At 72.2% G+C, this 13,034-nt stretch carries 11 protein-coding genes and 1 tRNA gene; 8 read left to right on the top strand and 4 right to left on the bottom strand.

All coding sequences use genetic code 11. The features are described from left to right. Positions 1–76 precede the first annotated feature (76 nt). Positions 77–149: transfer RNA gene (locus tag KZ829_RS00315), tRNA-Arg, on the bottom strand. 13 nt (positions 150–162) lie between these two features. Continuing rightward, a complete protein-coding gene (locus tag KZ829_RS00310) occupies positions 163–1,245 on the bottom strand; it encodes an alpha/beta hydrolase (RefSeq protein ID WP_220141879.1) in 1,083 nt (360 codons plus the stop codon). 171 nt (positions 1,246–1,416) lie between these two features. Between KZ829_RS00310 and KZ829_RS00305 the strand changes: the two genes are divergently transcribed. The 8 genes from KZ829_RS00305 to KZ829_RS00265 all read left to right on the top strand — a co-directional run bounded on the left by KZ829_RS00305 (position 1,417) and on the right by KZ829_RS00265 (position 11,426). Continuing rightward, positions 1,417–2,055, top strand: a complete 639-nt coding sequence (locus KZ829_RS00305; protein WP_220141878.1) for a single-stranded DNA-binding protein — start codon at positions 1,417–1,419, stop codon at positions 2,053–2,055. Positions 2,056–2,743: 688 nt separating this feature from the next. Further along, positions 2,744–3,712: a cobalamin biosynthesis protein gene (locus tag KZ829_RS00295; RefSeq protein ID WP_220142387.1), complete on the top strand. Its 969-nt coding sequence runs from the start codon at positions 2,744–2,746 to the stop codon at positions 3,710–3,712. Beyond that, positions 3,709–5,235 (top strand): cobyric acid synthase, encoded by a 1,527-nt coding sequence (locus KZ829_RS00290; RefSeq protein ID WP_220141877.1) that lies wholly within the window; start codon positions 3,709–3,711, stop codon positions 5,233–5,235. Before KZ829_RS00295 ends, KZ829_RS00290 begins: the two co-directional genes overlap by 4 nt. Positions 5,236–5,354: 119 nt before the next feature. Next, complete coding sequence (locus KZ829_RS00285; RefSeq protein WP_220141876.1) at positions 5,355–6,434, top strand: M48 family metallopeptidase; 1,080 nt, start codon at positions 5,355–5,357, stop codon at positions 6,432–6,434. A 68-nt stretch (positions 6,435–6,502) separates the two neighbouring features. Then, entirely contained in the window at positions 6,503–7,849 is a 1,347-nt protein-coding gene (locus KZ829_RS00280; RefSeq protein ID WP_220142386.1) for a dipeptidase, read from the top strand. A 13-nt stretch (positions 7,850–7,862) separates the two neighbouring features. Next, positions 7,863–9,338 carry an FAD-dependent monooxygenase gene (locus KZ829_RS00275; protein WP_220141875.1) on the top strand — a complete coding sequence of 492 codons (1,476 nt, stop codon included), beginning with the start codon at positions 7,863–7,865 and terminating at the stop codon, positions 9,336–9,338. 140 nt (positions 9,339–9,478) lie between these two features. After that, the gene (locus tag KZ829_RS00270) at positions 9,479–9,766 is read left to right on the top strand and encodes a hypothetical protein (protein ID WP_223150252.1); all 288 of its coding nucleotides are present in this window, start codon (positions 9,479–9,481) and stop codon (positions 9,764–9,766) included. Positions 9,767–9,887: 121 nt separating this feature from the next. Further along, positions 9,888–11,426, top strand: a complete 1,539-nt coding sequence (locus tag KZ829_RS00265) for an ATP-dependent DNA ligase (RefSeq protein WP_220141874.1) — start codon at positions 9,888–9,890, stop codon at positions 11,424–11,426. Between the two features lie 10 nt (positions 11,427–11,436). Here the strand turns inward: KZ829_RS00265 and KZ829_RS00260 are convergent, their stop codons facing one another. Together KZ829_RS00260 and KZ829_RS00255 are read right to left on the bottom strand one after the other, a co-directional pair. Then, a complete protein-coding gene (locus tag KZ829_RS00260; protein WP_204297382.1) occupies positions 11,437–11,868 on the bottom strand; it encodes a hypothetical protein in 432 nt (143 codons plus the stop codon). Positions 11,869–11,986: 118 nt separating this feature from the next. Then, positions 11,987–12,910 carry an SURF1 family cytochrome oxidase biogenesis protein gene (locus KZ829_RS00255; RefSeq protein WP_308285279.1) on the bottom strand — a complete coding sequence of 308 codons (924 nt, stop codon included), beginning with the start codon at positions 12,908–12,910 and terminating at the stop codon, positions 11,987–11,989. Between the last annotated feature and the right edge of the window lie 124 nt (positions 12,911–13,034).

The following is a 13,034-nucleotide window of genomic DNA, read 5'->3' as shown; positions in this document are numbered from 1 at the left end:
GCCACGGTAGCGTCTCGCTCCACACATGGCTCCATGCCGCGATCAATGTTGCATCAGAGATGGCCTCTGACCTGTGCGCGCCCGGCAGGATTCGAACCTGCGACCGACGGATTAGAAGTCCGTTGCTCTATCCGCTGAGCTACGAGCGCTGGCCAGCACATACTAGGCGGTCGTGCCGGACTTGTCGTCCGCCTCGTCCGCGGCGATCCCCTCCACCACAGCCTCGGCCGCCTCCAGAACGGTGGCTATGCCCGCTTGATCCTCCGGCGCGGGCGGAACATCCACCTCAGGAGTCCCCGGAGCCGGCAGGAACGCGTCCACCCAGCGTCCCAACTCGCGGAACACCTCGGCCCGCACATCCTTGCCGGACAACGTCAGATCGTGCATGCCACCGTCGAACCGGGCGATCGTCACCCGCGGACCCAGACCGGGAGCCCACCGCGCGATGTGCTCCACGTCCAGCACCGCATCGGTCACCTGCACATCGTCATGCCACTGCCGGCCCCGGAACGTCCGCGTCGAACACGCCACCAGCACCGGCGCGTCGATCGCCAGGCCCGAGCGCAGCTTGCGCTGTCCCCGCCGGATCGCCTCCAGCCAGCCCATCCGCACCGGGAAACCCAGAATCGGCTTCCACGCCAGGTCGTAGGTCCACTCGCCGTGGTGGTCCGCGTGCAGACTCTTGCCGTACAGGCCCAGCGACGCCGTCGGTATCTTCCGGTACGGCCTGCGGCCGGTCACCGCCAGCACCATCGACATCAACGGCCGCCGCATGAGCCACGGCAGATTGAAATCGAAGAACGGGCTGTTCAGGAAAAGACCGTCGATCATGCCCCGCTCATGCCGGCAGTGCGCCCACAACGACGTGATCAGGCCGCCCGTCGAATGTGCGCTCACCAGTAGCTGGTCGTGACCGTCCTGCTCCCGGATGATCCGGACCGCCTCGTCCAGCTCCGGGAAGTAGTCGGTCATGCTCCGGGCGAAGTTCGGCGTCTGATGCGGCAACAGGCTGCGCCCGTACTTCCGCAGATCCAGCGCGTAGAAATCCCAGCCCCGCTCGACGAAGAAATCCGCCAGATGCGTCTGGAAGAAGTAGTCCACGAACCCGTGGACGTGCAGCACCGCCCGCCGCGTCGGCGTCTCCGCCCGGCGGCGCACCAGCGTCGCCACCACCGGCCCCTCGTCGTCACTGCCCAGTTCGATGGTGTGCCGCTCGTACGGCCATCCGAGGACGTCGGTCTCCACGACCACAGGTTACCCATGAGTACCGCCCGGCGCGCCATACCAAAATCCCGCCCGTACCGGCCGCCGTCCACAACCCGCCGCCGTCCACAGCCGTCGACCCGGCCGCCCCTCCGCATCCGCCAAGCTCGGCGACGACCGAAACACCCCACACCCCACCAGGGAGACGGCACCGTGTTCGAGACCAACATCGTCATCGTCGGCAACGTGCTCACCGCACCCGAGTGGAGACGCGTCGGCGACAGCAACAGGCTCGTCACCAACTTCCGGCTCGCCTCCACCGCCCGCCGCTACGACCGCGAGACCGGCCGCTGGACCGACGGCAACAGCCTCCGCGTCCGGGTCACCGCCTGGCGCCGGCTCGCCGAAGGCGTGGCCTCCTCCATCACCGTCGGTGACCCCGTCATCGTCTACGGCCGCATCTACACCCGCGACTGGGTCGACGACGCCAACAACAACCGCGTCTCCTACGAGGTCGAGGCCTTCGCCATCGGCCACGACCTCGCCCGCGGCCGTTCCCAGTTCTTCCGCAACAAGCCCGCGCCCGCCGACAGCACCGTCGAAGGCCCGGACACCGACGCCCTCATCGGTGGCGAACCCTCCGCCGTCCTTCCCGACGACGAGATCCCGGTGACCTTCGGCGACGGCCTGCCCGAGCGCGACCCCGACGATGAGGGACCCACCTTCCAGGAGGTCGTCGCCGGCATCGCGGACCAGACCGCCGAGCCCGGCGACGAGCCCGGCGGTGACCCCGGCACACCGGAGACCCGCCCGGTCCGCCGGGTCAAACGGCGCGAACCCGTCGCCGCCTGAGACCTTCCCCACCGCCGCCACCGGCATCGATCACCCTGCCGATCGCCAGGTGCGCGGCGCCCGGGTGGCCCGGCCGGAAGCACCCCCGGCCGGGCCACCGCGAGGCCGGCCCCGGCGGTTCCTTCTATCAGGATGGGCCGATCGTGCCGAAGCAACCGGCCGCCAGTCGGAGCGGCCCGGCTAGGCCCCGGGTACGGCAACCGGGCAGACTGAACCCGTGCTGCTGAAGGACATCCGCGCCATCGTGACCGAGCAGATGGTGCTATCGCCGGAGGACCAGACGGCCGAGGACACCAACACCAACTGGTTCGGTGCGCCACCCCATGAACGCATGGGGCTGTCCGCGGACGAGGTCGTCACCGCGTTCGAGGAGACCGCGGCGGTACTACGCGACCAGGTGGCCGGCTCCGGTCATCGGGGCACCGCCACCTTCTACGTCTGGCACGACACCATCGCCGGGCAGCTCCGCTGCTCCGCCGGCACCCGCAAACCCAGCGACCTGCCGTTCAACGACGGATACCAGGTCACCGAAGACCTCCGGGGCATCGTCGTCGAGTTCCTCGAGGACCGGGCCCCCGGCTCCATCGCCTGGGGTGAACTCGAACCCGTGCCCTACCCCGACAGCGTCGAACCACCCGCGCTCGCCGTCTGGGCGTTCGACCTCACCCCCGTTCGGCCGCTGAGAGTGATGCCACGGTGGACCGCGGACGCGGCCGGCCTCATCGGCGGCTACCTGCTCGACGCGGCACTCGGTGACCCACGCCGGCTGCACCCGGTAGCCGGCTACGGCACCGCCGCCGCGGCGCTGGAGCGACGGCTCTACCGGCCCCACCGGCGCGCGGGGACGGCGTACACCGCCATCGCCGTCGGTGTGCCCGTCCTCGCCGGGCTCGCCGCCGCACGGGCCACCCGCAACCGGCCGGTCGCCCGGGCCGCCGTCACCGCGGCCGCCACGTGGACGGTGCTCGGCGGGCGTACCCTCCGGCGCGAAGCGCGAATCATGGCGGGCCACCTGGAAGCCGGGGACCTGCCGGCGGCCCGGGGGCGGCTCGGGCACCTGTGCGGGCGGGATCCGTCCGCACTCGACGAGCCGGAACTCGCCCGGGCCACCGTGGAGTCCGTCGCCGAGAACACGTCCGACGCGGTCGTCGCCCCACTCTTCTGGGGAGCGCTGCTCGGGCCGGCCGGACTGCTCGGATACCGGGCGGCGAACACACTCGACGCCATGGTCGGGCACCGGTCCGAGCGGTACGCGCGATTCGGGACGCCGGCCGCCCGGCTGGACGATCTCCTGAACCTGGCGCCGTCGCGGGTCACCGGGGTCGTCACGGCGGCCGTCTCGCCGGTGGCGGGCGGGTCCGTCCGGGAGACGCTGCGGGTGTGGCGGCGGGATCGCGGGGACCATCCGTCGCCCAACGCGGGGCAGTGCGAATCCGCCATGGCCGGGGCGCTGGGAGTGCGGCTCGGTGGGCGGAACGTCTATTTCGGACGCAGTGAGGTGCGGCCGCTCCTGGGGGACGGGCCGCGGCCGTCGGCGGGGCATCTGCGACGGGCCGCCCGGGTGTCGGGGGCGGTCGGGGTGGTGGCTCTGGGGATGGCGGCCGCCCTGGCGGCGGCACGGGGCCTGATGACGCCCGTCCGGGGGTCTCGTCGATGACCGGCGCCCTCCTGGTCACCGGCACCACCTCCGACGCCGGCAAGAGCATCCTCACCGCCGGCATCTGCCGCTGGCTGCATCGCAACGGCGTACGCGTCGCCCCCTTCAAATCCCAGAACATGTCCAACAACTCGGCCGTCGTGGTCACCGCGGACGGCCGTGGCGGCGAGCTGGGCAGAGCCCAGGCCATGCAGGCCGCCGCCTGCGGCATAGCCCCCGACCTGCGTTTCAACCCGGTCCTGCTGAAGCCCGGGAGCGACCGCTCCAGCCAGGTCGTCCTCCTGGGCGAGGCGGTCGACACGGTCACCGCCGGCAACTACCGCACCCTGCGCCCACGCCTGGCCGAGACGGCCTTCGCGGCGTTCGAGGAGCTGCGCTCCGCGTACGATGTCCTGATCTGTGAAGGGGCCGGAAGTCCCACCGAGATCAACCTTCGCGACGGCGATTTCGTCAACATGGGCCTGGCCCGCCGTTTCGGCCTGCCGACCGTGGTGGTCGGCGACATCGACCGCGGCGGCGTGTTCGCCGCCTTCTTCGGCACGCTGGCCCTGCTCGCCCCGGAGGACCAGGAGCTCGTCGCCGGCTTCGTGATCAACAAGTTCCGCGGGGACCCCGGCCTGCTGCGCCCCGGACTCGACATGATCACCAAGGCGACCGGCCGGCCGGTGCACGGTGTCCTGCCGTTCCATCTGGACGTCTGGCTCGACGCGGAGGACTCCCTCGCGTACGGCCGGGTCCTGGGCCGTCCCGGACCGCCACGCGGAACCGAGTGGCTGCGCGTCGCCGTGGTCCGCCTGCCGCGGATCTCGAACGCCACCGACGTCGAGGCGCTCGCCGCCGAGCCCGGCGTACAGGTCAGGTTGACGATCGAGCCGGGCGAGATCGCCGACGCCGACCTGGTCGTGCTGCCCGGCTCCAAGGCCACCGTGAGCGATCTGGCCTGGCTGCGCGACACCGGCCTGGCCGGCGCGATCCGCGCGCACGCCGCCGCGGGCCGGCCGTTGCTCGGCATCTGCGGCGGCTACCAGATGCTCGCCGAGACCATCCACGACGAGGTGGAGAGCGGCCACGGCACGGTGCCCGGCCTGGGCCTGCTGCCGGTCGGCATCACCTTCGCGGCCCGCAAGACGCTGGCCCGCCCGGCGGGGAGCGGCCTGGGCGCGCCGGTGAGCGGTTACGAGATCCATCACGGGTACGTCTCCGCGGGCACCCCCGACCCGCTGCTGCGGTACGACGACGGCCGTCCCGAGGGCGCGGTGGCCGGCAACGTCCACGGCACGCACTGGCACGGTGCCTTCGAGTCCGACGAGTTCCGTCGCCGCTTCCTCACCGAGGTGGCCCGGCAGGCCGGCCGGCGCGGGTTCACGGTCGCCCCGGACACCCGGTTCGCGGCCGTCCGCGAGCGCGCGCTGGACGTACTCGGTGATCTGGTCGAGGAGAACCTGGACACCGCCGCCCTCTGGCGGCTGATCGAGCAGGGTGCCCCACCGGGGTTGCCGTTCCTTCCCCCGGGTGCTCCCTAGGGATCGATCTCCGGGTCTTCTCCGGGTCGCCGGCAGGGACACGCGTTGCGTCGCGGGCGTACGTTGGGCCCGGAAGCGCGGCCCTGCGCCGCGGCAGCGGCGAGGACGGGGTGACACAGATGACCACCGAGGACGACAGCCGGCCGGTGCGCCGCCGGGTGACCCTGACCGGGATCAGTTCACGCGCCTGGGAGCATCCGGCCGACAAGGGCGCGCTCTCCGCCCTACGCGAGTTGCGCGGGTTCGACGACGTGGTGAAGACGTTCTTCGGCATGTGGAACGAGCGGGGTTTCCGGCTCATGTTCCTGGCCGGCGGCATTCGCGTGGACCACCGGCAGTACCCGCGGGTCTACCAACGGTTCACCGAGGCGGCGGCGGCGCTGGACGTGCCCGACCTGCCGGAGCTGTACGTGACGCAGGACCCGCGGATCAACGGTCAGGCGATCGGTCTGGACCGGCCGTTCATCGCGCTGACCACCGGCGCCGTGGAGAAGCTCGACGACGACGAGTTGCGGGCGCTGCTCGGGCACGAGCTGGGCCACGTGCGCAGCGGCCACGCCGTCTACAAGACCATCATGACGATCCTGACCAGCTGGGCGGCGAATCTGAGCTGGCTGCCGGTCGGCGCGATCGCGTTGCGCGGGATCATCGCGGCGATGCTGGAGTGGTGGCGCAAGGCGGAGCTGTCCGCCGACCGGGCCGGTCTGCTCGCCGGTCAGGACCCGGCCGCCTCGCTGCGGCTGCTGATGAAGCTGGCCGGCGGTGGGGACCTGTCGCAGATCGACACGGCCGCGTTCCTTGAGCAGGCGGCGGAGTACGAGGGCGGCGGCGACCTGCGCGACAGCATCCACAAGATCGGGCTGACCGCGTGGAACAGTCACCCCGTACCCGTCGCTCGGGCCGCTGAGCTGCGGAAGTGGATCGACTCGGGGGAGTACGCGCGGATTCTCGGCGGCGACTACCCGCACCGGGACGGCGACGGCGACGCGTCGGTCTCCGAGGACGTGAAGGCCGCCGCCAAGGCGTACCGGGAGGACTTCACCACCTCGCAGGACCCGCTGGTGACCCTGGTGCGGCGGTTCGGCGGCGGAGCCGCCGATCTGGCCGGATCGGCCGCCGGGAAGGCGTACAACTGGGCCAGCGACGCGGCCCGGCGAGGCCGCGGGGACAACGGCGGTGAGGGTACGCCGGACGCATGATCCGCATGCCGCCGACCCGGGCGGGCCGGAGGTTGTCATACTTCCGGCCTACGATCGGCGGCATGAGCCTGAGTGAATCCGATCTGCGCGCCGCGATCCGGCGCGAGATGCCCGGTGTCCGCGCCGACCTGGAACGGCTGGTGCGTATCCCGGGTGTCGCCTTCGAGGGTTTCGACCACTCGCACGTCGAGCGGTCCGCCGTGGCGGTCGCCGAGCTGCTGCGCGGGTGCGGGCTCGACACCGAGATCGTCCGGCACGGCGGCCAGCCCGCCGTGATCGGGCGTAAGACGGCGCCGGCCGGCGCGCCCACCGTGCTGCTCTACGCGCACCACGACGTCCAGCCCGCCGGTGACCCCGCGCTGTGGACCAGCGATCCGTTCGAGCCGGTCGAGCGGGACGGGCGGCTCTACGGCCGCGGCGCCGCCGACGACAAGGCCGGGGTGATGGCGCATGTCGCCGCGCTGCGTGCGTTCGGCGATCAGCTGCCGGTCGGCGTGGTCGTCTTCGTCGAGGGGGAGGAGGAGTACGGCTCGGACTCCCTCGACACGATCATCCACGAGCACCTGGAGGAGCTGCGGTCCGATGTCATCGTGATCGCCGACTCCGGCAACTGGGACATCGGCCGGCCGGCGCTGACCACCTCGCTGCGCGGCCTGGTCAACCTGTTCGCCGAGGTCCGGGTGTTGAAGAGCGCGGTGCACAGTGGCATGTTCGGCGGGCCGGTGCCGGACGCGCTGATCACCCTGGCCCGGCTGCTGGCGACGCTGCACGACGACGACGGCGAGGTGGCGGTGCCCGGGCTGGTGGGCCGCGAGGGCGCGAGCGTCGACTATCCGGCCGACCGGTTCCGGCACGAGGCCGGGATCCTGGACGGCGTCGACCTGATCGGCCGGGGCACCATCACCGACCGCATCTGGACCAAGCCGTCCATCTCCGTGCTGGGTGTCGACGCCCCGCGCACCTTGGAGGCGGCCAACGCGTTGCAGCCGACCGCCAAGGCCAAGATCAGCGTCCGGCTGGCGCCGGGCGAGGACCCCAAGTCGGCGTACGACGCGGTCCGCGCCCACCTGGAGAAGAACGTGCCGTGGGGGGCCCAGCTCGAGGTCACCCTGGAGAGCGACGGCCAGCCGTGCGTGATCGACGCGACCGGCCCGGTGTACGACGCGGCCCGCGCCGCCTTCCGCTCCGCGTGGGACGGCACCGAGCCGGTGGACATGGGCGTCGGCGGGTCGATCCCGTTCATCGCCACCTTTCAGGAGCTGTTCCCGGCCGCCGCGATCCTGGTGACCGGCGTCGAGGATCCGTACTCGGCCGCACACGGACCGGACGAGAGCCTGCACCTCGGTGAGTTCGAGCGCGTCTGTGTGGCCGAGGCGCTGCTGCTCAAGAACGTCGCGGAGACCATGACGAGGTAGATCGGGGTGGCTGATGGCCGAGCTGTCGTGCGAGGTCCTGGTGGTGGGCGCCGGCCCCACCGGGCTGATGCTCGCCAACTGGCTGACCAGGCTCGGGGTTCAGGTGATCGTCGCGGACGGCAAGGACGGTCCGACGATCGAGTCCCGGGCGCTGATCGTGCAGGCGCGCAGTCTGGAGATCTACGATCAGCTCGGCATCGGCGACCAGGTGCTGGAGGCCGCGCGCCGGGCCGAGGCGCTCGCCCCCGGCTTCGGGGCGCGCGGCTTCGGGCGGATCCCGCTCGGGCCGCTGGGCGGGGCGGTCACGCCGTACCCGTACATCGAGGTTCTCGAGCAGAGCCGTAACGAGGAGATCCTCAACGAGAATCTGCAGAAGCTCGGCGGCCAGGTGTTCTGGGAGTCGCCGGTCACCGCGGTCGTGCAGACCGAGGACGGGGTCGAGGCGAAGGTCGGCAACCACACGGTGCGGGCCCGGTTCTGTGTCGGCTGCGACGGCGCCAACTCGATGGTCCGCAAAGCCCGCCGGATCGACTTCGAGGGTGTCACCAACCCGCACCGCTTCTTCGTCCTGGACGCGACCGGCGCCGGCGGGCTCCAGCCGGACGCGATAAACGTCCGCCCGTACCGGGACGATTTCCTGCTTGCCTTCCCGATGCGCGGCAACGGCAACTGGCGGCTGATCGGCCTGGTCCGGGACGTGGACGGCGACGGCGCCCTGGACGAGGAGGACGCCCGCGCCCGGATGCTGCGGACGTACGGGGTCACCTACGACCGGTCCCGCTGGTTCGCCACCTACCGGGTCCACCACCGGGTCGCCGCGGCGTTCCGGGACGGCCCGTTCCTGCTGGCCGGGGACGCGGCCCACGTGCACTCGCCGGTCGGCGGCCAGGGCATGAACACCGGCCTCCAGGACGCCCACAACCTCGCCTTCAAACTCGCCGACGTGCTGCGCGGCACCCGGAAGGACGGCTGGCTGGACCGCTACGAGGCCGAGCGCCGCCCGGTCGCCCGGAAACTCGTCGCCACCACCGACCGGGTCTTCGGGTTCCTCACCTCCAGCCGGTGGCCGCTGCGCGTGCTGCGGCGGGTCGCGGTGCCGCTGCTCGCGCCGGTCGGGGTGCGGGCGCTGCCCGGTTCCGCCGGCGGTTCCCGGCTCTTCCAGTACGTGTCGCAGATCCGGATCCACTACCGCCTCGACCCGGCCGGGACGCCCGGGCGGCGGCGGGATCCGGTGGTCGGGCGGCGGTTGCCCTGGGCCGACGGCAACCATGCGGCACTGCGCGCCGCCTGCTGGCAGATCCACGCGTACGGCGGGGTCACCGCGGCCGACGCGCCCGACCTCGGCGTGCCGGTGCACGTCTTCCCGCCGGCGCCCGCCACCGTGCTGCGTCCCGGCCTGTTCTACCTGGTCCGGCCGGACGGCTTCGTCGCCGCACGGGCCGAACCGGCCGAGGCCGACACCCTGTTCCGGCACGCCATGGCCAGGTGAGAAACGGTTGTCCACAGGTTGGATCTACGGGTGGCGCCGACGATCGATCCTGTTAGGATTCGAACATGCGTTCGACTGCATCGAGCACTCCGGCCGCGCAGCCAGGTCCGACCGCGCAGCGGCTCTCCGCCGCGCAGAGCATGTCGGCCGCGCTGGCCGGCCGTGCGGCCCGGGTGACCCCCGGTTCCGCGCGTGACCCACTCGACCGTCTCCGCACGCGTGAGCGGATCGAGTCGATCGCCCGGCTCCGTGCCGCGGCCCGCGCCCTCGGAGACGTCGATGTCTCCGGGTGGGACGACGACACCCTCACCGATCACCTCGATGACCTCTCCCGGGTGCTCTGCACGCTCGATGCCGAGCTGGCCCGCGTCGCGGACGCGGTCCGGGCCCGTGGCTTCCGCATCGCGGAGGAGCCAAAGGCCGCATGACCGGCTTCCTCACCCCGGGTGCCGCGCCATCGTCGCCGCGGTTTCCTCGGGGAGGGGGTATGGGGGTGACGTGCCCGATTCGTCGCCAGCGGGGACACGAAAGACGTAACCGGCTGTCAGGATGGGGATCGTGCGGTTTCTCGACATAGCAGCCACCTCGGCCGCCGTCGCCGCGACCTCGGGCCGCAAGGCCAAGATCGAGCTGCTGGCCGGGGCGCTGCGACGTCTCGACCCCGGTGAGATCGTCGCCGGGGCGGCGTTCCTGGCCGGCGAGCTGCGGCAGCGGCAGACCGGCGTGGGCTACGCGTCCCTGCGTGAGCGGCCACCCGCCGCCGCCGAGGCCACGCTCACCGTGGCCGCGGTCGACGCCGCGATCCAGGAGATCTCGACCGTCGCGGGAGCCGGCTCCCAGGCCCGCCGCAGACAACTGCTCGGCGCGCTGTTCGCCGCCGCCACCGAGGAGGAGCAGCGGCTCCTTCTCGGCCTGTTCGGCGGCGAGCTGCGGCAGGGCGCGCAGGCCGGGCTGCTGGCCGAGGCGGTCGCGGTGGCCGCCGAGGTGCCGGCGACCGCGGTCCGCCGGGCGCTGCTGCTCTCCGGCGACCTCAGGGCGGTGGCCGTCGCGGCGCTGTCCGGTGGAGCCGCCGCGCTCGCCGAGATCCACCTGCGGGTCGGCACCCCGCTCAGCCCGATGCTGGCCGGCAGCGCACCCGACGTCGCGGCCGCCCTCCAGGCCACCGGCGCCCCCGCGGTCGTCGACGTGAAACTCGACGGCATCCGCATCCAGGTGCACCGCTCCGGCGACGAGGTGGCCGTCTACACCCGCAGCCTCGACGACATCACCGCCCGCCTGCCCGAGGTGGTCGCCGCCGTCCGTGAGCTGCCGCTGCGCGAAGCGATCCTCGACGGTGAGGCCATGGCTCTCGACGAAGCCGGCCGGCCGCGCCCGTTCCAGGAGACGTCGAGTCGCGCGGCGACCCGGGGCGCCCCGGCGAGCGGCCTCCGGCCGTACTTCTTCGACCTGCTCCACCTCGACGGCGCCGACCTGCTCGACGAACCCGGCCGGGTGCGCTGGGCGGCCCTCGCCGAGGCGCTGCCGGAGTCCCTCATCGTCGGCCGCACCGAGGCCGGGAGCGAGGAGCAGGCGGCCGCCGCGTTCGCCGCCGCACTGGCCGCCGGGCAGGAGGGCGTCGTGATCAAGGCGCCCGAGGCGGCGTACGACGTGGGCCGCCGGGGCGCCGCCTGGATCAAGGTGAAACCCCGCCACACCCTCGACCTGGTCGTCCTCGCGGTCGAGTGGGGCAACGGCCGCCGCCGCGGATGGCTCTCCAACCTGCACCTCGGCGCCCGGGACCCGGACTCCGGCGGGTTCGTCATGCTCGGCAAGACGTTCAAGGGCCTGCCCGACGAACTGCTGCGCTGGCAGACCGAGCGTTTCAAGGCACTGGCCGTCTCCGACGACGGCTGGGTCGTCCGGGTCCGGCCGGAGCAGGTCGTCGAGATCGCCTTCGACGGCGTCCAGACGTCACCCCGCTATCCGGGCGGGGTCGCCCTCCGGTTCGCGCGGGTGCTCCGCTACCGCGACGACAAGACCGCCGCCGAGGCCGACACCATCGCCATGGTCCGGGCTCTCCATACCGGAGTGGCCTCCACCGGGCCCTGAACCGTCGTGGTCAGAGCGCGGCCAGACTCCGGACGTAGTTGACCTGCTGGTTGATCGACGCCACATCGCCCTCGCGCTGAACCGGGACCCGGCCCACGTACTGATGAGTGCCGCTCGTCACTGTCACATGCACCGTTCCCTGCGGAACCGTCTCCTTGACCAGCAGGAGCAGCAGGCTGAGGCCACCGGTCGGGCAGATCGCGAGAAAGGCCGCCACCTTCGCCCACATCGGGGTGCGCCGTTGCGAGAGCCAGTGATCGGTGACATGCCACCGCGAGCCGGCGAGCGGCAGATCACCCACCGGCGTCCGGACCAGCGAGGAGGTGACGTGAATCTCAGCGATCTCCACGATCACCGGCCCGGTCGTCTCCGGGACGGCCGGGCTCTCCGGCTCCGGGGAGGGAGCGGGCGCGCCCCACGGATCACCAGACGGAAAGGTCATGCCGCCACCCTATTCGCCCTCACCGATCGTCGCGAGGCGGCGCTCACGGCCGCGGGCCACCGTCTACTCGATACGGCGATTTCGGGGGCGTTGGCGGCACGGCCGGGACGAGGAGGTGCTAGTCGCTCTCCGGCCGGTCGGCCGTGACGGTCGCGGACCGCGATGCGGCGGCCCGCCGGTCCGCCTCCTCGACGCGGTCGCGCGAGGCCTTGCGCTCGTCGGCCGCCTCGACGCGGTCGCGGGGACGGTCGGCCTTCCTCGCGGGCCGGGCGCCGGACGGCTTCCCGGACGCCGACTCCAAAGCCTCCCGCCGGGCCTGCCAGCCGTACAGCACGAAGACCATCCCGGCGAAGATCCACCACTGGACGGCGTAGCCGCCGTTCTGCCAGGAGTCCTCGTGCGGGATCGGGATCGGGACGAAGGCCGGATCGGCCGCCGGCGTCTGTTCCGTCAACAGGACATACGCCCCGTACACCGGGAAAGGCAGTTCGGTGGCGAGGCGCGGCAGACTGATCCGCCGGGTGTCCAGACGGCCGTCCCGCCGGTCCACCGGAGCGGGTCGGCTTTCCGACAGGTGAATCTGCCCGACGACCGTGACCTGCCCGGTCGGAGCGGGCGGAACCTCGGGTGCGGCGAGCGCCCCGCCGGGCGGCGCGGGCACCCAGCCACGGTCCACCAGGACGGCCGTGCCGTTCTCCAGGAGGAGCGGTGTGAGGATCTCGAAACCGACCTTGCTGCCCACCGTGCGGCCCCGTGCCTGGATCTCGTTGGCCGGGTCGTAGCGGCCGCTGAGGGTGACCTTTGTCCAGGCCAGAGCCTTGCCGGGGGCGGCGCCCGGGGTGCCCGCCGCGGTCGGCGCGGTCAGCACCGAGGTCAACGCGACGGCGTCGACCGTGTTCGCGGCGTCGATCCGGTCATTGATGGCCGTGCGTTCCTCATACCGGTGCAACTGCCAGTTGCCGAGCATGACCATCACCACCGAGGCGACGACGGTGAGCGCGGCCGCGGCCAGCCAGCGGGGGGTCAGCAGGAACCGGTACACCCCCTGAGGCTACCCGGCTAGGCGATAGTCCCTGCTCCAGCCAGGTAGTCTGCGACATCCGGCAGTCGACGAGAAGTGGCGGCCGCCTGCGGAAACCTCGGGGGAGACATTGATCACCGCCCAG

Source organism: Actinoplanes hulinensis, from assembly GCF_019429605.1.
GTDB lineage: Bacteria > Actinomycetota > Actinomycetes > Mycobacteriales > Micromonosporaceae > Actinoplanes > Actinoplanes campanulatus.
This window is presented reverse-complemented; position numbering and strand designations above follow the sequence as displayed.